The sequence below is a fragment of the Mesorhizobium zhangyense genome, from assembly GCF_011045115.1.
In the GTDB taxonomy this organism is placed as follows: Bacteria; Pseudomonadota; Alphaproteobacteria; order Rhizobiales; family Rhizobiaceae; genus Mesorhizobium_M; species Mesorhizobium_M zhangyense.
The window spans coordinates 594549-614775 of sequence record NZ_JAAKZG010000002.1; the positions used below are offsets into that span (position 1 = coordinate 594549).

The 20227-nt window shown below is 61.1% G+C and carries 25 protein-coding genes; 15 read left to right on the forward strand and 10 right to left on the reverse strand.

The window, feature by feature from the left end; translation table 11 throughout:
- The first annotated feature begins 1 nt into the window (after window position 1).
- The 4 genes from G6N74_RS06395 (at window position 2) to G6N74_RS06410 (ending at window position 3597) form a co-directional block, all read left to right on the forward strand.
- Complete coding sequence (locus tag G6N74_RS06395; protein ID WP_165115468.1) at window positions 2–520, forward strand: sigma-70 family RNA polymerase sigma factor; 519 nt, start codon at window positions 2–4, stop codon at window positions 518–520.
- Window positions 517–1302 carry an anti-sigma factor family protein gene (locus G6N74_RS06400; protein WP_165115470.1) on the forward strand — a complete coding sequence of 262 codons (786 nt, stop codon included), beginning with the start codon at window positions 517–519 and terminating at the stop codon, window positions 1300–1302. Before G6N74_RS06395 ends, G6N74_RS06400 begins: the two co-directional genes overlap by 4 nt.
- A 193-nt stretch (window positions 1303–1495) precedes the next feature.
- Window positions 1496–1993: a GNAT family N-acetyltransferase gene (locus G6N74_RS06405; protein ID WP_165115472.1), complete on the forward strand. Its 498-nt coding sequence runs from the start codon at window positions 1496–1498 to the stop codon at window positions 1991–1993.
- A gap of 77 nt (window positions 1994–2070) precedes the next feature.
- Complete coding sequence (locus G6N74_RS06410; RefSeq protein WP_246245659.1) at window positions 2071–3597, forward strand: RimK family ATP-grasp domain-containing protein; 1527 nt, start codon at window positions 2071–2073, stop codon at window positions 3595–3597.
- Here G6N74_RS06410 and G6N74_RS06415 read toward each other — a convergent pair.
- Window positions 3554–4168 (reverse strand): YfbR-like 5'-deoxynucleotidase, encoded by a 615-nt coding sequence (locus G6N74_RS06415; protein WP_165115474.1) that lies wholly within the window; start codon window positions 4166–4168, stop codon window positions 3554–3556. The genes G6N74_RS06410 and G6N74_RS06415 overlap by 44 nt on opposite strands.
- Window positions 4168–5055, reverse strand: a complete 888-nt coding sequence (gene ygfZ, locus G6N74_RS06420) for a CAF17-like 4Fe-4S cluster assembly/insertion protein YgfZ (protein ID WP_165115476.1) — start codon at window positions 5053–5055, stop codon at window positions 4168–4170. The genes G6N74_RS06415 and ygfZ overlap by 1 nt, the downstream gene beginning before the upstream one ends.
- An 83-nt stretch (window positions 5056–5138) precedes the next feature.
- On the opposite strand from ygfZ, the gene G6N74_RS06425 reads away from it, so the two are divergent.
- Window positions 5139–6470, forward strand: coding sequence for a dihydroorotase (locus tag G6N74_RS06425; protein ID WP_165115478.1), 1332 nt, complete (start codon window positions 5139–5141; stop codon window positions 6468–6470).
- A 97-nt stretch (window positions 6471–6567) separates the two neighbouring features.
- Here the strand turns inward: G6N74_RS06425 and G6N74_RS06430 are convergent, their stop codons facing one another.
- The 5 genes from G6N74_RS06430 to G6N74_RS06450 form a co-directional block, all read right to left on the reverse strand.
- The gene (locus G6N74_RS06430) at window positions 6568–7365 is read right to left on the reverse strand and encodes an APA family fibronectin-binding glycoprotein (RefSeq protein WP_165115480.1); all 798 of its coding nucleotides are present in this window, start codon (window positions 7363–7365) and stop codon (window positions 6568–6570) included.
- An 80-nt stretch (window positions 7366–7445) separates the two neighbouring features.
- On the reverse strand, window positions 7446–7703 hold the full coding sequence (locus tag G6N74_RS06435; protein WP_091914014.1) for a hypothetical protein: 258 nt from the start codon (window positions 7701–7703) through the stop codon (window positions 7446–7448).
- 316 nt (window positions 7704–8019) lie between these two features.
- The gene (locus G6N74_RS06440; protein WP_165115482.1) at window positions 8020–8355 is read right to left on the reverse strand and encodes a hypothetical protein; all 336 of its coding nucleotides are present in this window, start codon (window positions 8353–8355) and stop codon (window positions 8020–8022) included.
- Between the two features lie 16 nt (window positions 8356–8371).
- Complete coding sequence (locus tag G6N74_RS06445; protein ID WP_165115484.1) at window positions 8372–8749, reverse strand: TIGR02301 family protein; 378 nt, start codon at window positions 8747–8749, stop codon at window positions 8372–8374.
- Window positions 8750–8797: 48 nt separating this feature from the next.
- Complete coding sequence (locus tag G6N74_RS06450) at window positions 8798–9223, reverse strand: NUDIX hydrolase (protein ID WP_165115486.1); 426 nt, start codon at window positions 9221–9223, stop codon at window positions 8798–8800.
- Between the two features lie 125 nt (window positions 9224–9348).
- Between G6N74_RS06450 and G6N74_RS06455 the strand changes: the two genes are divergently transcribed.
- Both G6N74_RS06455 and G6N74_RS06460 read left to right on the forward strand, forming a co-directional pair.
- Window positions 9349–10116 carry an SOS response-associated peptidase gene (locus G6N74_RS06455; protein ID WP_165115488.1) on the forward strand — a complete coding sequence of 256 codons (768 nt, stop codon included), beginning with the start codon at window positions 9349–9351 and terminating at the stop codon, window positions 10114–10116.
- A 12-nt stretch (window positions 10117–10128) separates the two neighbouring features.
- A complete protein-coding gene (locus tag G6N74_RS06460; RefSeq protein ID WP_165115490.1) occupies window positions 10129–10755 on the forward strand; it encodes a LysE/ArgO family amino acid transporter in 627 nt (208 codons plus the stop codon).
- Here G6N74_RS06460 and G6N74_RS06465 read toward each other — a convergent pair.
- Window positions 10732–10890, reverse strand: a complete 159-nt coding sequence (locus G6N74_RS06465) for a transcriptional regulator (RefSeq protein WP_165115492.1) — start codon at window positions 10888–10890, stop codon at window positions 10732–10734. The genes G6N74_RS06460 and G6N74_RS06465 overlap by 24 nt on opposite strands.
- A 379-nt stretch (window positions 10891–11269) precedes the next feature.
- Between G6N74_RS06465 and cysS the strand changes: the two genes are divergently transcribed.
- From cysS to rarD, 8 genes are all read left to right on the forward strand, one after another.
- Window positions 11270–12754, forward strand: coding sequence for a cysteine--tRNA ligase (gene cysS, locus G6N74_RS06470; RefSeq protein WP_165115494.1), 1485 nt, complete (start codon window positions 11270–11272; stop codon window positions 12752–12754).
- A gap of 250 nt (window positions 12755–13004) precedes the next feature.
- The gene (locus G6N74_RS06475; protein ID WP_165115496.1) at window positions 13005–13412 is read left to right on the forward strand and encodes an endonuclease domain-containing protein; all 408 of its coding nucleotides are present in this window, start codon (window positions 13005–13007) and stop codon (window positions 13410–13412) included.
- The gene (locus tag G6N74_RS06480) at window positions 13409–13792 is read left to right on the forward strand and encodes a VOC family protein (RefSeq protein WP_165115498.1); all 384 of its coding nucleotides are present in this window, start codon (window positions 13409–13411) and stop codon (window positions 13790–13792) included. The genes G6N74_RS06475 and G6N74_RS06480 overlap by 4 nt, the downstream gene beginning before the upstream one ends.
- A gap of 12 nt (window positions 13793–13804) precedes the next feature.
- On the forward strand, window positions 13805–14296 hold the full coding sequence (locus tag G6N74_RS06485; RefSeq protein ID WP_165115500.1) for a GFA family protein: 492 nt from the start codon (window positions 13805–13807) through the stop codon (window positions 14294–14296).
- On the forward strand, window positions 14293–14769 hold the full coding sequence (locus tag G6N74_RS06490; RefSeq protein ID WP_205826543.1) for a GFA family protein: 477 nt from the start codon (window positions 14293–14295) through the stop codon (window positions 14767–14769). Before G6N74_RS06485 ends, G6N74_RS06490 begins: the two co-directional genes overlap by 4 nt.
- Window positions 14766–15722, forward strand: a complete 957-nt coding sequence (gene pip / locus G6N74_RS06495) for a prolyl aminopeptidase (protein ID WP_165115502.1) — start codon at window positions 14766–14768, stop codon at window positions 15720–15722. Before G6N74_RS06490 ends, pip begins: the two co-directional genes overlap by 4 nt.
- 211 nt (window positions 15723–15933) lie before the next feature.
- Window positions 15934–17550 carry a citramalate synthase gene (gene cimA, locus G6N74_RS06500; RefSeq protein WP_165115504.1) on the forward strand — a complete coding sequence of 539 codons (1617 nt, stop codon included), beginning with the start codon at window positions 15934–15936 and terminating at the stop codon, window positions 17548–17550.
- A gap of 83 nt (window positions 17551–17633) precedes the next feature.
- Complete coding sequence (gene rarD, locus G6N74_RS06505) at window positions 17634–18551, forward strand: EamA family transporter RarD (RefSeq protein ID WP_165115506.1); 918 nt, start codon at window positions 17634–17636, stop codon at window positions 18549–18551.
- Here rarD and G6N74_RS06510 read toward each other — a convergent pair.
- Both G6N74_RS06510 and G6N74_RS06515 read right to left on the reverse strand, forming a co-directional pair.
- Entirely contained in the window at window positions 18548–19546 is a 999-nt protein-coding gene (locus tag G6N74_RS06510; protein WP_165115508.1) for a CorA family divalent cation transporter, read from the reverse strand. The genes rarD and G6N74_RS06510 overlap by 4 nt on opposite strands.
- Before the next feature lie 15 nt (window positions 19547–19561).
- Window positions 19562–20173 (reverse strand): LOG family protein, encoded by a 612-nt coding sequence (locus G6N74_RS06515; protein ID WP_165115510.1) that lies wholly within the window; start codon window positions 20171–20173, stop codon window positions 19562–19564.
- Window positions 20174–20227 lie beyond the last annotated feature (54 nt).

Below are 20227 nucleotides of genomic sequence, written 5' to 3' on the forward strand. Positions count from 1 at the left end.
CATGGACCAGAGAAGGGCAGCGATACTCGCCGAAATACCGCGCCTGCGCCGCTATGCGCGCGCACTGCTGCGCAACCGCGATTCCGCCGACGATCTTGTCCAGGACTGCCTCGAGCGCGCGCTGGGCAAGCTCGAGGGCTGGCGAACCGGGGACAATCCGAGGCGGTGGCTGTTTACGATTATGCATCATCTTTTTGTCGACCAGATGCGAAGGGAAAAACGGCGCGGCGAGACTGCCATGCTGCCGATCGAGACGAGTGAGGCTATGGCGGTTCCGGCCTATCAGGCCGAAAGCGTCGCCTCGCATGAGATACTCGATGCGCTTCAGGCGATCAGCCCGGATCGCCGCGCAGCGCTGCTGATGGTTGCGGTCGAAGGCTTCTCATACGCCGAAGCTGCCAATGTGCTGGGCGTGCCTGCCGGCACGCTGATGTCGCGCATCGCGCGCGGCCGTGAAGAATTGCGCACGATACTGGAGGACGGATCGCGGCGCCGGGCAATAAGGGTCATCGAGAAATGACCGCACGCGATTTCACCGAACGCGATATCCACATGGCACTCGACGGCGAGTTGCCGGCCGAGGAACGCGCGGCTTACGAACTCTGGCTGGAAGCCAATCCCGACATGAAGGCACGCAGCCAGCGCTTCGCGACCGATCTTGCCGCTTTGCAAAACTCCGTTGCCGGCGTGCTGACCGAGCCGGTTCCGGAGCGTTTCGAGAGGTTGCTATCAGGCGAGAAGCAACCCCGTAGCGATGCTCCCCCGCGTTGGCGCATGGCTGCTGCTGCGGCAATTTTCGTGGCCGGTGGGCTTGGCGGCTATCTGCTCGGCATTTCCGGCTGGGGTTCGATCGATGCGGCCGCCAGCCAGTTGGCCGAGGGTGCGATTGCCGCGCATACGCTCTACGCGGCCGAAAAATTGCACGTAGTCGAGGTTGGGGCCGACCAGAAGGATCATCTTGTCGGCTGGCTGTCCAAGCGCGTCGGCGTGAAGCTGGTAGCGCCCGACCTGACCGCGCAGGGTTTCGAGCTTGTCGGCGGGCGGCTGCTGCCGGCCGAAAGCAAGGCGGCAGCGCAATTCATGTATCAGGACCACACCGGAAACCGTGTGTCGCTTTATATCATCAGCGACGCGACGACCAAGGAAACCGGCTTCCGGCTGCTGGAAGAGGGCGGCACCCGCTCGCTCTACTGGCTCGATGACGGCTACGGTTGCGCTGTGACCGGCACGCTTCCGCAGGAAGCGCTGATGACGATTGCGAACTCGGCCTACCGTCAGCTTCTCGACGGCATGAAGGGGTGATTCTCTCCGTGGCAGGATGAAGAACGGCCATCCGTGTCATCAAAGTTTCCGCGCTTCGCCATACGTTGCAAGGAGTCACAATTCGGCCCAATTCGAGGAGCGATAGCGCTTTCGATGCCGTCGCGCCAATGCCTCGGTCAGAGACGTTCTGCCCACCTTCGAGCACGCTTTCGATCGAGGTTTCCCGGCTGCCATGAACGCAGACATTCGCCCGGCCCGCGCCTCTGACATCGGCGCACTCGTGGCGCTCGAAAACGCGGTTTTCGAGACCGATCGCATGTCCAGAAACGCCTTCCGCCGCATGATCGTCAGCAAGAGCGCCTCGATCCTGATTGCCGAGCGCGACGGCTTGCTCGCCGGCCACTGCGTCGTGCTGCTGCGCGCCGGAAGCAACAAGGCGCGGCTCTATTCGCTGGCCGTCGCGCCCAACAGCGGTGGCGGATTGGGGCGTGCTTTGCTGGAGGCAGCAGAAAACGCCGCTGCCGCCAAACGCCGGAAGGCCATGCGCCTGGAAGTGCGCGAGGACAATCTCCGCGCGATCGATCTTTATGAAAAGAACGGCTACCGGCAGATAGGGCACAAGCCCGCCTATTATGCCGATGGAGCGGATGCCTTGCGCTATGAAAAGCCTCTGGTCCGGTCTGCCTCCGACGACGACCAACCTCTGCCTAAAAAAGCCGGAACCGGTTAGCCATGAGTTCATTGTCCTTGGCCCGGCGGGAAGCCGGACGCCGCCAACATCACCATCCGGAAAAAGCGTGAGAGAAAATGACCTGGGTCATTCTTACAGGCAGGCAAAGCGATCTCGACCAGGTGGCGACACCGCACAAGATCATCACCAACCGCGATTATCTGGCGCATCCAGCGCTGTTTCGCGGGCAGCGCCCCAAGGTCATCAACCTGTCGAACAGCTACAGCTATCAGAGCCGCGGCTATTACGCTTCGTTGCTGGCCAGTTCGCGCGGCCACAAGGTCATCCCGACGGTCGAGACGATGATCGACCTGTCCGAGCACAAGCTCTACGAACACGCACTGCCCGAACTGGAACTTGCGCTCAACAAATGCCGCAAGGACCTTGGCGGCGCCTTTCCCGCGAAAGCCGTGTTCTTCTTCGGCATCGGCCCGTCCAAGGCGTGGGACCGTTTTGCCAAGCTGCTATTCGACTGGTTCCGCGCGCCGGCGCTGGAAGTGTCGATCAAGGATAGCCAGCAATGGGCTACAATCCATAAGATCGGTTTTCACCCGCTGGCGCGCATGAGCCCGGAGGAAAAGCCGCGCTTCCTCGAAAGCCTGGCCACCTACACCAACCGTGAATGGCGCGACACCAAGGCGCGCACGCCGGCGCGTTTCACCTTCGCGACGCTGATAGATCCGCATGAGGAACTGCCGCCGTCCGAGATCAGTTCGCTGCGTCATTGGGCGAAGATCGCGGAGAAGATGGGCGTCGAGGTCGAGCCCATCACCAAGAAGGATCTGGCCAAGCTAGCCAACTACGACGCGCTGTTCATCCGCGAAACCACGTCGATTTCCAACCATACCTATCGCTTCGCCCGTCGCGCCCAGCAGGAGGGCATGCCGGTTATCGACGACCCGCTGTCGATGATCCGCTGCACCAACAAGGTCTATCTCAACGAGCTGATGACCTACAACAACGTGCCCGTGCCGCCGACGGTGATGATCGCAGGACCCGCCGATCTCGAACTGGCGGCGCAGACGCTCGGCTTCCCGCTGGTGCTGAAAATCCCGGACAGTTCGTTTTCGCGAGGCGTGAAGAAGGCGTCGAATTTCGAAGAACTGAAGCAGCTTGCCACGCTGTGGCTGGAAGATTCGGACCTGCTGATAGCCCAGAAATTCATCCCGACCGACTACGATTGGCGCATCGGCGTGCTCGGAGGCCAGCCGCTGTTTGCGGTCCACTACCTGATGGCCAAGAAGCATTGGCAGATCGTCAACCACAAGGCCAATGGCAAGCCCGATCAGGGCGGCTTCAAGTCATTCACATTGAAGGACGCACCCGCCCACGTCGTCGAGACGGCGGTGCGCGCCGCACGCTGCATCGGCGACGGCCTCTACGGCGTAGACATCAAGGAAACCCGCGACGGCGTCTTCGTCATCGAGGTCAACGACAATCCCAATCTCGACCATGGCTGCGAGGATACCGGCGAGAAGGACGAAGTCTGGACACGGCTGACGCAGTGGTTCCTGGATCGTCTGGAACGGCCGGCCGTCAACCATTCGATGAATGAACGGCTTATCCTGCCTGACGCAAACGCTCGATTGCGGAAAAACGCTTGAGAAAGGCGCTCTGCATGGCCTTTGCCGGGCGGCAGGACAGATCGAAACCGTCGGCTGAAATCCCGCGGGGCCGGCCGAAGAACTGCGTCGCCTCCGAGATCGTGAAGCCGGCGAGAACAGTGGCCTCGAAATAAGCGGCGACCTGATCGGCGCGTTTGATTTCTTTCTTGAGCTTTTCGCTGATATCGGCGGGCAGCGAAAAGCGCAGATGGATCGCCCGCTGCAGCCGCTGCTCGACGGCCTTGTAGCCACCGCCGACCACCGACTTGAATGGCGAGATCATGTCGCCGATCACATATTCCGGGGCGTCGTGAAGCAGGGCGGCAAGCCGCGCATCGGGCGAGGGGTCTTTTACCTGCTGGGCAAAGATTTCCTCGACCAGCAGCGAGTGCTGGGCCACCGAGAATGCATGATCGCCGCCGGTCTGGCCGTTCCAGCGCGCAACACGCGCAAGGCCGTGGGCGATATCGGAAATCTCGACATCGAGCGGAGACGGGTCGAGCAGGTCCAGCCTGCGGCCCGACAGCATGCGCTGCCAGGCACGGGCCGGCGCACCGGCCTTGTCGGCCATTATGCGTCCTCCGCAGCAGCCGGCTCCTGCGGGAAGGTGAATTTCGCCCAGCCTGGAATGGTCAGCGAGACCGCAACCTCGCCAACGGCTATTTCGATACCGGCGTCTATCGCGTCCTTGACCCGGTCAATGCGAACGATCGCCAGACCCTTGTTGCCCGAAACACTGCCGAGCGTACCGATGGTCTTTCCGGCAGCTTTGATATCAGTACCGCTCGGCGGCAGCGGTTCTTCTGCCGAAACCAGCAGCACGCGCCGGCGCGCCGTGCCGCGATGGTGCATGCGCGAAACGACTTCCTGCCCGACATAGCAGCCCTTGCCGAAACCGACGCCGCCAGTCTGATCCAGCAGAACGTCGTGCGGGAAGGCGTCACTCAACGCATAATCAGACCCGCTCTCGGCGATGCCATGGGCGAGACGAAAATCCTCCCAAGCCTGCATCTGGTCGCCTTCCGGCACGGTTTGGCCATAAATGCGGAACACGCGGGCCGGTTCGACAAAACGCCGATCGTGCCTCACGGTTGAATCAGTTTCTGAGGCACTTGAATCAGAAACTGAAGCGTCTGAATCAAGATTCCATGAGACGGAGACAAGCGATTGTTCCTGCTTGGAAATATCGACTTTGGCGCGAAGCTTGTAGAGCGTCAGCCGGCGGATGAAATCGTCGGCGATCTCAGTGCGGCACTCCAGCAGCAAACCGCCATTGCCGTCGCGCGAGACGAGGAAATCGAACAGGATCTTGCCTTGCGGCGTCAGCAGCGCCCCCGGTTTCGCGTCTTCCGGGGAGAGCGCGTCGAGATCGGTGGTAAGAATGTTCTGCAGGAAATGCTCGGCATCCGGGCCGGAGACGGAAATCAAAATACGGTCGGGAAGTTGAACTGCGGGCATTCGGACGTGACCTGATCTTGCAAATCTGTTGGCCATTACGTAAGCCGCACGCATCGCAGGGGCAAGAGCTGGAAGAGACGCTGATGACAACGACGTTCGACCTCATCCTCAAGGGCGGCACGGTCGTCAATCATGATGGCACCGGCCTGCGCGACATCGGCGAGCGCGCCGGGCGCATCGCGGCGATCGGCGATCTCGGCCAGGCTTCCGCCGGCGAAGTCATCGACTGCGCCGGCCTGCATATCCTTCCCGGCGTCGTCGACAGCCAGGTCCATTTCCGCGAGCCGGGGCTGGAGCACAAGGAAGATCTGGAGACGGGTTCGCGCGCTGCGGTGCTTGGCGGCGTCACTGCCGTCTTCGAGATGCCCAACACCAACCCGCTGACGACCAGCGAAGCAGCTCTTGCCGACAAGGTGTCGCGCGCGACGAACCGCATGCATTGCGATTTCGCCTTCTGGGTCGGCGGCACGCGCGAGAATGCCGGGGATGTCGCCGAGCTCGAGCGCCTGCCGGGTGCGGCTGGCATCAAGGTCTTCATGGGTTCCTCCACTGGCAATCTGCTGGTCGAGGATGACGATGGCGTCTTTTCCATCTTGAAGAACACCCGCCGCCGCGCCGCCTTCCACTCGGAAGACGAGTTTCGCCTGCGCGAACGTCTTGGCGAGCGCGTCGAGGGCGATCCGTCCTCGCATCCGGTCTGGCGCGACGAGATCGCGGCGCTGCAATGCACGGAGAGGCTGGTGCGGATTGCGCGGGCCGCCCGTGCCCGCATCCACGTCCTGCACATCTCGACGGCCGAGGAAATCGCATTCCTTGAAAACCACAAGGATGTCGCCACTTGCGAGGCGACGCCGCATCATCTCACCCTTTCCGCTGACGACTATGCGACGCTCGGCACTTTGATCCAGATGAACCCGCCGGTTCGCGTCGCACGCCATCGCGACGGCGTCTGGCATGGCATCTCGCAAGGCGTCGTCGATGTACTCGGCTCCGACCATGCCCCGCATACGCTGGAAGAAAAGGCAAAGCCCTATCCGGCCTCGCCCTCGGGCATGACCGGCGTGCAGACGCTGGTTCCGATCATGCTCGACCACGTCAACGCCGGAAGGCTTTCGCTGGAAAGGCTGGTCGATCTCACCAGCCACGGCCCGCAGCGCCTGTTCGGCATGGCGCGCAAGGGGCGCATCGCGGCGGGCTACGAGGCCGATTTCACCGTGGTCGACCTCAAGCGCCGCGAAACCATCACCAACGCGCAGGCCGGCTCGAAAGCCGGCTGGACGCCTTATGACGGCAAGCAAGTCACTGGCTGGCCGGTCGGCACCATCATCCGCGGCAACCGCGTGATGTGGGAAGGCGAGATCGTGACACCGGGGCAGGGGCAGGCTGTTGCCTTCTCTGAGGCTTTGCCCGCCTGAGTCTGATCAGAATTCGTTCCGAAAACGAAAACACCCGCCAAAGCAGATGCTTGGCGGGTGTTTTTGATTCAGCTCGATATGAGCGCCTATCGGCCGGTCACTCGCCCGCGACGAAGAAAGCCCACTTGCCTTCCGGCGTGATGCCGAGGCGGTAGAAATTGTAGACGCCGTAGCTCTTCATGTCTTCGTAGTCACCGGCGGTGACGATCTTGAAGAGCTCGACACGCTGGCGTTGCGTCAGCTTTTCGAGCGGCATGGCGAAGAAATAGGGCCAGGCGTAGAGTTCCTCGGGCTTGCCCGCATCGACGTGGACGTAGCCGCCATTGAGGATGTTTTCCATGATGGCGAGCAGCTCCTCGCCGTTCTTGTCGCCGGAGAGGTCCTTCAGATAGGTGATCGGATCGTCTTCCAGGTCGCTGAGCGATAATTGCGTCGCTTCGTCGCCGGTGCCGATCAGCGGGCGCAATTTCTCTATGTCGCCGCCCGCTGCCACGTCCAGCAACAATTGGCGCATGCGCTTCACCGGTTCGGGCAGCGACTGGACGTCGTAAAGAATCTCCGGCAGCGGCGCGTTGGGGTCTTCGCTCGTATGCGTCGAGCCGTTGGGTGCGGCCGGGCCTTCGTCGGGCTCGGCCTGGTCATCCTGCGGCTGCACGTCCGGCAGCGGTGTTTTCTGTATGGGATCAGGCGAGGGGACGGTATTTTCCGGCGCGGCCTCGTCCTGTGACGGGGTGGCCGGGGTTTCTTCGCGCTTGATTTCGCTGAGGGCCGAGGCGGGAACAGTTCCGAAAAGCACTGTAGTGGGCAGCGCCACGCCGACTGCCGCAAGCCACAGCAAAGCCGCCATATGCGCACTTCTGCGGCTTTGCGATTTCGCCTGCGTCGATACCTGCATGTCCCGTCCTCTCCGTAGGCATCGCGACAGATTCGATGCCCGTCAGTTTCTTACACTGAAAAAGAGGGTTTGGGGACGTGTCAATGTCGCAGGCGAACAGGCTCGAATTCGCCAGCGATAACTTTTTCGCGCATCTCATCCAGCAGAGCCAAGGCTGCGGCTTCGCCGTTGGTGCGCAAAATCTCGACAAACGCTGTGGAAAGGGCAGCTTCCGCGATGATGTCGGCCTCGATGCCGGCCGACAAACCTTCGGCCCAGGCTTCGTTGTGACACTCCACCGCGGTCAGGCGCTTTTCTTCCCTGACCAGCGCGTCGATATCGCTGATCGTGTGCTCCATACTCATCTTCCACCCTTTCAAGTCATGGTCCCGGTAGGCCGGACCACCTTGAGCTGTCCCTTGCGAAGTCCCGATAGAAAGGGACAAAATTGACCACTGCAAATGCGATGTTTCTACTGTCTGCGCCTTGCAAATGGCCGATAGATCAAAAACCCCGAGTCATTTGACGGCTACCGTAACGCAAACGTCACGGTGCCGACAGGAATAACTAAAACTTAAGTTAACCCACAAAATGGCGGTTAAACTTTGATTTAGAAGTGTGGCGAATCCGCCACGATTCAACCTGCCACCAACAAAAGGATTAGAACGGCATAAGTCACTTGGGCCGAATGTCGGCGATGTCCAGTACGGACCGATAGCCCCCGGCCTTTCTATCCAGCCAGTTGATCTGCGTTTTCCCCAGATTCCTGAGATATCCGAATGCTTCGACAAACAATGGCTCGCGCAAATCGCGGGTAGTGAGCAGACGTTCTTCCGACCCGAGGCCACATTTCAGGAAATGCACTTCAGCCGGTGTGTCGACATAGGATCGGGCGACGAACGCCGATTGCTCGTTTGAAAATCGATAGATGTCGTATTCGTAGAAATAGTCGTAGTAGCCGTTCTCGTCCGGGTCCGACGCATCGATGTGGTGGGTTGTTTCGACGTTCATTGCAAAGTGTACGCGGCTAGTTTCCATAACGGGCGGCGACGTCGCGCGTCAGCGTCTCGCCTTCCTTCATGTAGCGGGCGATGGCTTCCGTCGCGGACGGGGTGCAGCTCAAATAACTGCCCTGGAACGAACGATAGCCGCGGTTGAAGCTGGCGATGAATTTGGCGCGTCGCGCGGCGTCGGGCTTTTCGGCCTCCAGAAGCTTCTCCATCTGGTCGCGCCACTGGGTTCCTTCCTCGCCGCACAGGTTGCGCAGGAAGTGCAGTGAGCCGAGCACTTCGGACAGGCGCATCAGGCTGCCTTCGAAGGGCGCTTCGACCGCGCGCGCGGGCACCGTCGCGACCGAGGAGGCAACGGCGAGAAATACGGTGAAAAACAGCGTGGCGCGGCTCATAAGCCCTTGTGACGAAACAATTTGACGGCTGCAAGGCGGCTTGCCGCTCTATTCCCCGCTTATTGCTACGTCGGCCAGCAATGCACGGGAAACCTCCATCACCGAATCGGTCACCGGCATGGCCTCCATCTGCGCCAGCGTGAAGAAGCCAGCCTCCGCCGCGTCGCTGTCAGGATGCGGCTCGCCGCCGGCATCCTCGCCGGTGAAGACCTGAAGCCGGTAGGTGATCGCTTTGCCATCGCGCTCGGCATCGATCATGAAAACTTCGAGCGGCTGGAGATTATGCGCCCGCAAGCCCGTTTCCTCGAAAAGCTCACGCGCGGCAGCTTCGATCTCTGTCTCGTCGGCTTCGACACGTCCACCCGGAAAGGCATAAAGGCCGAGAGAGGGCGCTTGCCCCCGTTTCACCAGCAGCACCCGGTCGCCGCGCAGGAGCGCGACCGAAACTGCCGGTATTGTCAGCCTTTCCTGCATATTTGCTGCTTTCCCGTGGTTGCCATTTGCCTGGGGATCGGCCGGATGGCCCAATCGATACAGGTTGCGGCAAAGGATTTCCACCGCCACAGTGATTTCACAAGATCAACGGTACCAAGCCAAGAATGTGCGGACGTTTCGCGCTCACTTCCAGCCCGAAAGAGGTGGACGAGGCCTTCTCGCTCCCGGAGCTTGAGGCTTTTCCGCCGCGTTACAACATTGCGCCGACACAGCCGATCCTGATGGTCATGGCCGGGGAACCGCGCCAGCCGGGTTCCAATTTGCCGGACCGGACCTCGCTGCTGGTGCGCTGGGGCCTGATCCCGACCTGGGTCAAGGATACGCGGAGCTTTCCGCTACTGTTCAATGCGCGCTCTGAAAGTGCTTCCGAAAAAGCTTCGTTCCGCACCGCCATGCGCCATCGTCGCGCACTCATCCCGGCTTCCGGTTTTTACGAATGGCGCCAGGACGGCAAGAAAAAGGGCCAGCCTTTTTGGATACGGCCAAGAGACGGCGGCCTAATTGCTTTTGCGGGGTTGATGGAGACTTATGCCGAACCCGGCGGCTCGGAAATGGACACCGGCGCGATCCTGACCACGCAGGCCAACAGCGACATAGCCCATATCCATGAGCGCATGCCGATCGTCATCCACGCGCAGGATTTTTCGCGCTGGCTCGATTGCCGGTTCCAGGAACCACGCGACGTCGCCGATCTGTTGCGGCCGGCCGAGCAGGGGTTCTTCGAGGCGATCCCGGTGTCGGATCTCGTCAACAAGGTCGCCAACACCGGCCCGGAAATCCAGGATCGCATCGATCCGGCGCTGGTGCAGGAACAGCCCAGGTCTGAAAAGAAGAAAAACCCGCCCAACGACGACCAGATGTCACTTTTCTAGACGGATTTCCTGATGTCATCAGCTCTTTGGCCGGCCGCGCTGTCGGGATTTCTTCTCGGCGCCTCGCTCATCATGGCGATCGGCGCGCAGAATGCCTTCATCCTGCGGCAAGGCCTGCTGCGCCAGCATGTCTTCGTGCTGAGCCTGATCTGCGCGCTGTCGGACGCCTTGCTGATCGCGGCGGGCGTCGCCGGCCTTGGCACGCTGATCGCGACCTCGCCGATGCTGATCAATGCCGTGACGATCGGCGGCGCGATTTTCCTGTTTTCCTATGCCGTCATCGCCTTCCGGCGAGCGATGAAGCCGGAAGCGCTGCATGCGGCGAAAAAGGGCGAGGGTAGCCTGAAGGCGGCGATCGCGGCCTGCCTGGCCTTCACCTTCCTCAACCCGCATGTCTATCTCGACACGGTTGTGCTTCTGGGATCGCTATCGGCCAGATATGAAGGCTCGGCCCGCGCCGCTTACGGCGCAGGTGCGGTTGTCGCTTCCTTCGTCTGGTTTTTCGGGCTGGGCTACGGCGCCCGCCTGCTTGAGCCAGTATTTGCGCGCCCGGCTGCATGGCGCGTACTCGACGTACTGATCGGCCTCGTCATGGCCGGCATAGGGCTGAGCCTGTTAGGCCGCCTTGCCTACGGCTGACTTGGCCGGCTTGCGCTTCTTGGCTGCAAGCACGGCTGCCAGGATCGCCGCCGGACCGATGGCGCGATAGTGGCTGGTGAGCGTGGCATATTGAGCGCGGATACGCTCGGCTTCGCTCTTCGTGGTGGCTGACATTGTCATCTTCCCCAAGGTTATGTCCCGTCAAGGCACTGCAATGATGGTGCAATGGGACGAAATCGTGACGCGTGCCGTGATTTCGAGCCAGCTAACCAATTTCATGTATAGACATGTTTAATAAAAACTTACGATGCGCCCCGGCATCGAAAAGACGACGCGTTTCCCGCGAAGATGCGACTTGACGGCAACACTATCGGGCGCGATAAAGCCTTCCATGAAAACGCCTTACGCCATTTGTGGCATTTGCATTATCGGCTAGCGCTCGCGCTGGTCAGGACGTTTTCGCCTTTTCTCCCCAGACAGGACAAACGCCCCGGCCAGCAGGCTGGAGTCTTTTTTCGCCTTGCGGCGATCTTCTTGTGGACTGGGATTTCGAATGTCGGACGGATTTAAAGGCCTGCGTATCTACAACACGCTGACGCGCACGAAGGAAGACTTCGTGCCGATCGCTGCGAACAATGTGCGCATGTATGTCTGCGGACCGACCGTCTACGACTTCGCCCATATCGGCAATGCGCGGCCCGTCATCGTCTTCGACGTGCTCTACCGGCTGCTGCGTCACCTCTACGGCGCCGACCATGTCATCTATGCCCGCAACATCACCGACGTGGACGATAAGATCAACGCGCGTGCGCTGCGCGACTTCCCGAACCTGCCGCTCAACGAGGCGATCGGCAAGGTGACCAAGAAGACCGCCGACCAGTTCCACGCCGATGTCGCGACGCTGGGCTGCCTGCCGCCGACCTTCGAGCCGCGCGCCACCGAGTTCGTGGAACCGCGCGCCGACGGCAAGGCCGATATGATCACGTTGATTCAACGCCTGATCGAACGCGGCCATGCCTATGAAGCGCAAGGTGAAGTCCTGTTCGACACGGCTTCGATGCCGGACTATGGACAGTTGTCGAAGCGCCCGCTGGACGAACAACAGGCCGGTGCGCGCGTGGCGGTCGATGCCCACAAGAAGAGCCCCGGCGACTTCGTGCTGTGGAAGCTGTCTTCGCACAACGAACCGGGCTGGGAGAGCCCATGGGGCAGGGGCCGGCCGGGCTGGCATATCGAGTGCTCGGCCATGAGTGCGGCCTATCTCGGCGAGGTCTTCGATATCCACGGCGGCGGGCTCGACCTCATCTTCCCGCATCACGAAAACGAGATCGCGCAATCCCGTTGCGCCCACGGCACCGATGTCATGGCCAACTACTGGATGCACAACGGCTTCCTGCAGGTCGAAGGCCGCAAGATGTCGAAAAGCGACGGCAATTTCGTCACCATCAACGATCTGCTGGAGACGGAGAAGTTCGGTGGGCGCAAATGGCCAGGGGAGGTGCTGCGCCTGGCTATGCTGATGACGCATTATCGGCAGCCAATTGATTTTACAGTCTCCAAGCTCACGGAAGCTGAGCGGACACTGCAGCGTTGGGCTGATCTGCGTAAAGTTGCCTCAGATATCAATTGGATCGCGGTCAGCAACCGTATGGTTGAGCCTTTTCCGAGCTCGGCTTTTGTAGGCGCGCTCACAGACGATCTAAATACCGTTTCGGCCATCGTGGAACTTCACAGTTTGGCTAAAGACGCACAGGAAGGGAATGAGGAGGCCGCCTTTCAACTGCTGAGTGGATGGAGCATCTTGGGCTTTGAACTCGATGATTTTGTTGCGAAGGCGGATTTGCAAGCCGTAACTAGCGCGTTGGACGGCTCAAACATCACGGCCGCAATCAATGAGCGCCTCGCCGTAATCGCCGCCAAGAACTGGGCCGAAGCCGACCGCATTCGCGACGAACTTCTGGCACAGGGCATCCAACTCAAGGACGGCAAGGACCCCGCCACCGGCGAGCGCGTGACGACCTGGGAGGTGAAGCGGTGAGGCTTGCGGAGGAGATGTTGGCGGGCAAGGTCGCGGGACAGCGCCCCCCTCTGTCCTGCCGGACATCTCCCCCACAAGGGGGGAGATCAGCAGCTTCACCTAACCCGCTCGTCCTGCAACGCTTGCGATTGGCGAAAGGCAAGCGGCCGGCTGATCTCCCCACCTGTGGGGGAGATGTCCGGCAGGACAGAGGGGGGCAACGTAGAGCGCTTACTTTGCCGTTAGTCTCGACAAACGGGGATGCATAGCCATGCCCCATACACCGATCCCACGGAAAAACCGCAACAACGCGAAGTCCATGCGCCGGGTAATGACCGATGCGGAGCTAAAACTCTGGAATGAGTTGCGAGCGCATCGTCTTATGGGATTGGGATTTCGCAGACAGTTTCCGATTGCAGGCTACATCGTTGATTTAGCCTGCCCGGAAAAGAAGATCGTTGTGGAAGTTGATGGCAGTCAGCATGCCGACGACGCTGCCGCATTGCATGACAACGTTAGAACCAAACGTCTTGAGCAAGACGGCTGGACCATCCTCCGCTTCTGGAACGACGACATCCTGCGCGACATCGACAATGTCTGCCAGCACATCGTAATTTCGGCCGGTCTGAACCAGCCCGCCACCGGCGAGCGCATTACAACCTGGGAGGTAAGGCGATGATCGATCATCTTGGCATAAGCGTCAGCAATTTCGACGCCTCGAAAACCTTCTACGATCAGGCGTTTGCACCGCTTGGCGCATCGCTGCTCTACGTGGTGCCGCCCGAATACACCGGCGGCAAGAAGGTCGGCGGTTATGGACGCGAGCGGCCGGTGTTCTGGTTGCATGAGGCCTCGCCCACCGGACCGGGCCGGCACTACGCCTTCACCGCGCGCTCGCGTGCCGAGGTTGATGCCTTTCACAAGGCAGCGCTCGCAGCCGGCGGCAAGGACAACGGCGCGCCGGGCCTGCGCCCGCATTATCATGCGGACTATTACGGCGCTTTCGTCTTCGACCCCGACGGCAACAATGTCGAGGCCGTCTGTCACGCGCCCGAGTAGCGGAGGATTAGCATGAGCCTCGACAACAGGCCGGGCTATAGCGGTGGCTGCCAGTGCGGCGCGGTGCGTTTTCATGTCGAAGGCACGCTGGGCGATGCCTCGATCTGCCATTGCCGCATGTGCCAGAAGGCGAGCGGCAATTTTTATCTTCCTCTCGTCTCGGTGCGTCAGGCAAAACTCACATGGACGCGCGGCGAGCCGAAAAGGTTCAAGTCGTCGAACTTCGCCCATCGCGGCTTTTGCGGCGATTGCGGCACGCCGCTCACCTATGAAGCGCCCGATGGCGTCGCTTTGGCGATTGCGGCCTTTGATGATCCCGCGAGCATCCCGCCGACCATCCAGTGGGGCACGGAGGCGAAGCTGCCTTATGTCGACGCCATACCGCAATTGCCGGGTGAAGCTACGATGGCGGACATAGAGTCGGCGCCCTTCCTTGCCGATCTCGTTTCCTATCAACATCCCGATCATGACACCGAAACCTGGCCGCCGGAGAAACAATCATGACTGAATCTGTTCGAACCGGCGGCTGCCAGTGCGGCGCGGTGCGTTTTCGCATTCACGGTGCGCTTGGGCGCGCCTCGATCTGCCATTGCCGCATGTGCCAGAAGGCGTTCGGCGGGTTTTTCGGTCCGCTGGTCGGCGCTCCGAAGGACGGCGTCGAATGGACCCGCGAGGAGCCGAGCTATTTCCAGTCCTCGGTCAATATCGACCGCGGTTTCTGCGCACGCTGCGGAACGCCGCTGACCTATCGCCATCCGGATGGACTGGAGATCGCCATCGGCGCCTTCGACGACCGTTCCGACCTCGACCCGAAAATCCAGGTCAATTTCGGCTCGCGCCTGCCGTGGGTCGAGACGATCTTCGACCAGCCGAAACGTACGGGCAACGATGACGCGATGCATCAGGAAAACATCATCTCCTTCCAGCATCCGGACCATGAAACGCCTGCCTGGCCAGCACAGGGTTTGAAACTATGATGCATGAACTGCGCACGCTCTATCCCGAGATCGAGCCCTTCGACAGCGGCATGCTCGACGTCGGCGATGGCCACCGGATTTACTGGGAGCGTTCCGGCACGCGCGGGGCAAAGCCGGCGGTGTTCCTGCATGGCGGTCCAGGCGGAACGATCTCGCCAAAGCATCGGCGGCTGTTCGACCCGAAGCTGTACGACGTCATCCTGTTCGACCAGCGCGGCTGCGGAAAATCCACCCCGCACGCCAGCCTCGACAACAATACCACCTGGGATCTGGTGGCCGATATGGAGCGGCTGCGCGAAATGGCCGGCTTCGACGAATGGCTGGTTTTTGGCGGTTCATGGGGCTCGACGCTGGCGCTGGCCTATGCCGAGACACATCCCGAACGTGTCAGCGAAATGGTGCTGCGCGGTATCTTCACGCTGCGCCGCGCCGAGCTTGAATGGTATTATCAGCACGGCGCCTCGCAGTTCTTCCCCGACAAGTGGGAGCGTCTTCTCGCTCCGATCCCCGAGGCCGAACGCGGCGACATGATGGCCGCTTACCGCAAGCGCCTCACCGGCGACGATTATGCGGCCAAGGTCGAGGCTGCCAAGGCGTGGAGCATCTGGGAAGGCCAGACGATCACGCTTATGCCCGACACCTCGGTAAGCGCGCAGCACGCGGGTGACGATTATGCATTGGCCTTCGCTCGCATCGAGAACCATTATTTCGTCCATGGCGGCTGGGTCGAAGACGGGCAACTCATCCGCGATGCCGGTAAGCTCAAAGACATCCCGGGCGTTATCGTCCAGGGGCGCTATGACATGGCATGTCCGCCGGCAACCGCCTGGGAACTGCACAAGGCCTGGCCGCAGTCTGAATTTCATCTGGTCGAGGGGGCAGGGCATGCCTTCTCCGAACCGGGCATCCTCGACCGGTTGATCCGGGCGACGGATGGGTTTGCGGGGAAGTAATTATGAGCGGTTCTGCCCTACGTTGCCCCCCTCTGTCCTGCCGGACATCTCCCCCACAGGTGGGGAGATCAGCCTTCATTTGCGCTTTCGCCAATCATCAGCGTCGCAGAACAAGCGGGACGAACAACGCTGCTAATCTCCCCACCTGTGGGGGAGATGTCCGGCAGGACAGAGGGGGGCGCGAAGGAACGCGACCTCTATCGGTGCTCTCATGACCAAACAACGCATCTATCTCTTCGACACGACCTTGCGCGACGGCCAGCAGACGCCGGGCATCGACTTTTCCGTCGAGGACAAGATTGCGATCGCAAAGATGTTGGACGAATTCGGCATCGACTATGTCGAGGGCGGCTATCCCGGCGCGAACCCGACCGACACCGCGTTTTTCAGCCAGAAGCGGACGGCGCGCGCAAAATTCGTCGCTTTCGGCATGACCAAGCGTGTCGGCGTTTCGAGGTCCAACGATCCGGGGTTGGCCGCTCTGGTTCAGTCGAAGTCGGATGCGGTGTGCTTCGTCGCCAAGAGTTGGGACTATCATGTCCGCGTCGCACTCGGCTGCACCAATGAAGAAAACCTCGCCGCCATCGCCGCATCCGTCGAGGCGGCACGCGCTGCCGGCAAGGAAGCGCTGGTCGATTGCGAGCACTTCTTCGACGGTTTCAAAGCCAATCCCGACTACGCGCTGGCCTGCGCCAGGACGGCATTCGATGCCGGCGCGCGCTGGGTGGTGCTGTGCGACACGAATGGCGGCACCCAGCCCTCGGAAGTGCGCGCCATCGTTGAAAAGGTCATCGCCAGTGGGATTCCGGGCGAGAATCTCGGCATCCATGCCCATGACGACACGGGCCAAGCGGTCGCAAATTCACTCGCCGCGGTCGATGCCGGCGTGCGCCAGATCCAGGGCACGCTGAACGGCATCGGCGAGCGCTGCGGCAACGCAAACCTGATAACGCTGATCCCGACGTTGATGTTGAAGCCGGCCTTTGCCGACCGCTTCGAGACCGGCATCTCCGCGGAAGCGCTGTCCGGCATTTCCCGCCTGTCGCGCAATTTCGACGAATTGCTCAACCGCGCGCCGGAAGCGCAGGCGCCCTATGTCGGCGCATCGGCCTTCGCCACCAAGGCCGGCATTCATGCCTCCGCCTTGGCTAAAGACCCAGCCACCTACGAGCATATCCCACCGGAAGCCGTCGGCAACCGGCGCAAGGTCATGGTGTCGGATCAGGGCGGCAAGGCCAATTTCGTCGCCGAACTCAAGCGGCGCGGCATCGACGTGCCGCGGGACGACAATCGCCTCGATGCGCTGATCGCCGTGGTCAAGGAGCGCGAGGCGGAGGGTTATGCCTATGAGGGCGCCGACGCCAGCTTCGAGCTTCTGGCGCGCAAGATGCTGCACACCGTGCCGGAATTCTTTCGCGTTACCTCCTTCCGCTGCATGATCGAGCGCCGTTTCGACGCCAATGGCGAGTTGAAGACGGTCTCCGAGGCGATCGTGAAGGTGCTGGTCGACGGCGAGGAAAAAATGTCGGTCGCCGAAGGCCATGGCCCGGTCAACGCACTCGACATCGCGCTGCGCAAGGACCTGGGCAAATTCCAGCACGAGATCGGCGATCTCGAGCTTGCCGATTTCAAGGTGCGTATCCTCAATGGCGGCACGGAAGCGATCACCCGCGTGCTGATCGAATCGCATGATGCCACCGGCGCGCGCTGGTGGACGGTGGGCGTGTCCGACAACATCATTGACGCCTCCTTCCAGGCGCTCATGGACTCGATCGTCTACAAGCTGATGAAAAACCGCGAGATGGCCGGGCTGGTGGCGGCGGAATAGCTGCCGCCTGGCATAAGCGAAACTGAAGCGATCATCATAAGTTTACGATGGTGCCGGGCGCTCCGGGGGCGCATAGAGGCCGCATGACCACGCAGACTTCGGATTCGGAAAACGCAGCCACGCGCGGCTTTGCCTTCGCGCTCTCGGCGTATCTGCTGTGGGGCCTGCTGCCTCTCTACATGAAAGCCGTTGCTTACATTCCGGCAGTGGAGGTGGTCGCACATCGCATCATCTGGTCGCTGCCGATTGCCGGCGTCGTGCTTCTGCTGCTTGGCCGCACGGCGGATGTGAAAACCGCGCTTCGTTCGCCCCGTACAATCATGATGGCGGCACTGACTGCGACCATCATCACCTGCAACTGGGGCATCTATGTCTGGGCGATCGCGTCCGACAGGGCTGTGGAAACGGCGCTCGGCTACTACATCAACCCGTTGGTCAGCGTGGTCATGGGCGCGGTGCTGCTTGGCGAAAAGCTCAACCGTTTCCAGATCGCCGCCGTCGGGCTGGCGGTTTTGGCCGTGGTTATTCTGGCGGTGGATTCCGGTGGCCTGCCATGGGTTTCGCTCGCGCTCGCAATCAGCTTTGCGCTCTATGGCTATCTGCGCAAGACCTTGCCGATCGGCCCGAGCCAGGGCTTTTTCCTCGAAATCCTGATCCTGTTCGTGCCCGCACTTGCTTATATTTTCTGGCTGCAGGCGCGTGGCGAGGGGCATTTCCTGGCCTCGAACCCTTACGATATCGCCCTGCTGCTCGGCTGCGGCCCCGTCACGGCAGTGCCGTTGCTGCTTTACGCGTTTGGCGCCAAGCTGCTCAGGCTCTCCACCATCGGCCTGATGCAATATATCGCGCCGACCATCGTCTTCCTGATTGCCGTATTCATTTTCGGCGAACCCTTCAGCGGCGTGCGCATCGTCGCATTCCTGCTGATATGGGCGGCATTGGCGATCTACACCTGGTCGATGTTCTTCCGGCGGGCTGAACCGGTAACCGAGCCGGTTTAGTTTCGCCCGCCAATCCGCCTGACCGCGAAATAGACGATCGCCGCGATCAGGCCCGAGCCGATGGCCACCAGCCAGAAGCCTTCGGGATTTTCCATGAAGGGCAGCCCGCCGACATTCATGCCGAACAGGCCGGAGATGATCGTCATCGGGAGCAGAACAGCCGTCATCACCGAAAGCACGTAGAGAAGCCGGTTCGATTCCGCACCGAGCTTGGCGATCAGCTCATCCTGCAACAGGCGGGCGCGGGACTGCACCTGCTCGCTGTCGTGCAGGAGTGCTATCGAGCGCTGCGCCAGCCGTGAGACGGTGTTGGACAGGGCAGGCGGCAATTCGTCGTCATGCATGTGCTCGACATGCCGCAGCAGGCCGGAGACGGTCGCGACATGGCGGTGGATGAAGACGAGTTGCCGTCTGACCGCCGTCAGGCGCTCGCGCTCGCCATGCCAGGCGTCGCCGACGATGCTGTCCTCGATCGAATCCAACTCGTCGCCAATCTTGATCAATTCGCCCGAAAGCCTGTTCACGCTGTTGACGATGATTGCTTCCATAAGCTCGCTTGGCGAGCGAAATGGCTTTTTGCGCTGTTCGACGACGCGGCGAACATCGTCGACGGACTGCAACGGGTGCCGGCGGGCGCTGATGAGCAGGGTTTCGTTGAAGGCGAAGCGCAACTGGCCGATTTCACGCGCGTCGGTATAGTGCTTGTGACGCGTGTCGGTGATGGCGCCGTGCAGCCAGCCCTCGTCGTAGTCGATGTGCAGCGTGTCGTCGCCGGCAAGCAGAGTGGCGCGGACGATTGCCGGCAGGTTCTCCAGCGCCTCGATCTTGCGCCTGCCGCGCGCATCGGTCAGCGAATAGTTCTTCCAGTTCCAGCTTGCGTTGCCGGCATCCTCGGTTTGATAGCCGTCTGCCGCAAAATCGAAGGCGAGCACGAGACCTTCGTCGTCAAGCTCCGGCGTCTTGGCGGTTTCGGACGATTGCGCGCGATCCGCCATTGGTTTTCTTGCGGGTCAGAGCTTGTCGATGACCGATTGCAGGCCGGTCGTCGGCGAATCGACCGCAGCACCTTCGGCGAGGATGGCGGCAACGATCGCTTCGACCCGGTCCACGACCAGCGGATTGACCAGATGAGTCGTGTGGACGAAGCCCTCGGCCTTCATATGGTCGATCAGCGCCAGCATCGGGTTCCAGAAACCCTCGATATTGCCGAAGACGATCGGCTTGCGATGATGGCCGAGCTGCGCCCAGGTCATGATCTCGACGATCTCTTCCACCGTACCGATGCCGCCGGGCAGTGCCACAAATGCGTCCGATTTTTCGAACATGATGTGCTTTCGCTCATGCATGTTCTCGGTGATGAGCAGTTCATCGAGACGGCCCAGAGCGTTTTCCGTCGCTTCCTTGTTGATGAGGAAACGCGGAATGATGCCGGTGACCTTGCCGCCGGCCCGGATAGCGCCATCGGCCACAGCTCCCATGATGCCCTTGGTGCCGCCGCCATAAACGAGGCGCAGGCCCGCTTCAGCAATTGAGCGTCCAAGCGTGTGACCGGCCTTGAGGTAAACGTCGCTGCGGCCCGGCGATGAGCCACAATAAACGCAAATGGATCGAATCGGGTTCATGCAACTGATTGGTGATTGCCTGCGTAACTTAGGTCAAGACCTTCTTAGGGCTTT

What these genes read in the sequence shown, in the direction of transcription:
- G6N74_RS06395 (WP_165115468.1), top strand. Translation starts at nt 2, where the DNA reads ATGGACCAGAGAAGGGCAGCGATACTCGCCGAAATACCGCGCCTGCGC.
- G6N74_RS06400 (WP_165115470.1), top strand. Translation starts at nt 517, where the DNA reads ATGACCGCACGCGATTTCACCGAACGCGATATCCACATGGCACTCGAC.
- G6N74_RS06405 (WP_165115472.1), top strand. Translation starts at nt 1,496, where the DNA reads ATGAACGCAGACATTCGCCCGGCCCGCGCCTCTGACATCGGCGCACTC.
- G6N74_RS06410 (WP_246245659.1), top strand. Translation starts at nt 2,071, where the DNA reads ATGACCTGGGTCATTCTTACAGGCAGGCAAAGCGATCTCGACCAGGTG.
- G6N74_RS06415 (WP_165115474.1), bottom strand. Translation starts at nt 4,168, where the DNA reads ATGGCCGACAAGGCCGGTGCGCCGGCCCGTGCCTGGCAGCGCATGCTG.
- ygfZ (WP_165115476.1), bottom strand. Translation starts at nt 5,055, where the DNA reads ATGCCCGCAGTTCAACTTCCCGACCGTATTTTGATTTCCGTCTCCGGC.
- G6N74_RS06425 (WP_165115478.1), top strand. Translation starts at nt 5,139, where the DNA reads ATGACAACGACGTTCGACCTCATCCTCAAGGGCGGCACGGTCGTCAAT.
- G6N74_RS06430 (WP_165115480.1), bottom strand. Translation starts at nt 7,365, where the DNA reads ATGCAGGTATCGACGCAGGCGAAATCGCAAAGCCGCAGAAGTGCGCAT.
- G6N74_RS06435 (WP_091914014.1), bottom strand. Translation starts at nt 7,703, where the DNA reads ATGGAGCACACGATCAGCGATATCGACGCGCTGGTCAGGGAAGAAAAG.
- G6N74_RS06440 (WP_165115482.1), bottom strand. Translation starts at nt 8,355, where the DNA reads ATGAACGTCGAAACAACCCACCACATCGATGCGTCGGACCCGGACGAG.
- G6N74_RS06445 (WP_165115484.1), bottom strand. Translation starts at nt 8,749, where the DNA reads ATGAGCCGCGCCACGCTGTTTTTCACCGTATTTCTCGCCGTTGCCTCC.
- G6N74_RS06450 (WP_165115486.1), bottom strand. Translation starts at nt 9,223, where the DNA reads ATGCAGGAAAGGCTGACAATACCGGCAGTTTCGGTCGCGCTCCTGCGC.
- G6N74_RS06455 (WP_165115488.1), top strand. Translation starts at nt 9,349, where the DNA reads ATGTGCGGACGTTTCGCGCTCACTTCCAGCCCGAAAGAGGTGGACGAG.
- G6N74_RS06460 (WP_165115490.1), top strand. Translation starts at nt 10,129, where the DNA reads ATGTCATCAGCTCTTTGGCCGGCCGCGCTGTCGGGATTTCTTCTCGGC.
- G6N74_RS06465 (WP_165115492.1), bottom strand. Translation starts at nt 10,890, where the DNA reads ATGTCAGCCACCACGAAGAGCGAAGCCGAGCGTATCCGCGCTCAATAT.
- cysS (WP_165115494.1), top strand. Translation starts at nt 11,270, where the DNA reads ATGTCGGACGGATTTAAAGGCCTGCGTATCTACAACACGCTGACGCGC.
- G6N74_RS06475 (WP_165115496.1), top strand. Translation starts at nt 13,005, where the DNA reads ATGCCCCATACACCGATCCCACGGAAAAACCGCAACAACGCGAAGTCC.
- G6N74_RS06480 (WP_165115498.1), top strand. Translation starts at nt 13,409, where the DNA reads ATGATCGATCATCTTGGCATAAGCGTCAGCAATTTCGACGCCTCGAAA.
- G6N74_RS06485 (WP_165115500.1), top strand. Translation starts at nt 13,805, where the DNA reads ATGAGCCTCGACAACAGGCCGGGCTATAGCGGTGGCTGCCAGTGCGGC.
- G6N74_RS06490 (WP_205826543.1), top strand. Translation starts at nt 14,293, where the DNA reads ATGACTGAATCTGTTCGAACCGGCGGCTGCCAGTGCGGCGCGGTGCGT.
- pip (WP_165115502.1), top strand. Translation starts at nt 14,766, where the DNA reads ATGATGCATGAACTGCGCACGCTCTATCCCGAGATCGAGCCCTTCGAC.
- cimA (WP_165115504.1), top strand. Translation starts at nt 15,934, where the DNA reads ATGACCAAACAACGCATCTATCTCTTCGACACGACCTTGCGCGACGGC.
- rarD (WP_165115506.1), top strand. Translation starts at nt 17,634, where the DNA reads ATGACCACGCAGACTTCGGATTCGGAAAACGCAGCCACGCGCGGCTTT.
- G6N74_RS06510 (WP_165115508.1), bottom strand. Translation starts at nt 19,546, where the DNA reads ATGGCGGATCGCGCGCAATCGTCCGAAACCGCCAAGACGCCGGAGCTT.
- G6N74_RS06515 (WP_165115510.1), bottom strand. Translation starts at nt 20,173, where the DNA reads ATGAACCCGATTCGATCCATTTGCGTTTATTGTGGCTCATCGCCGGGC.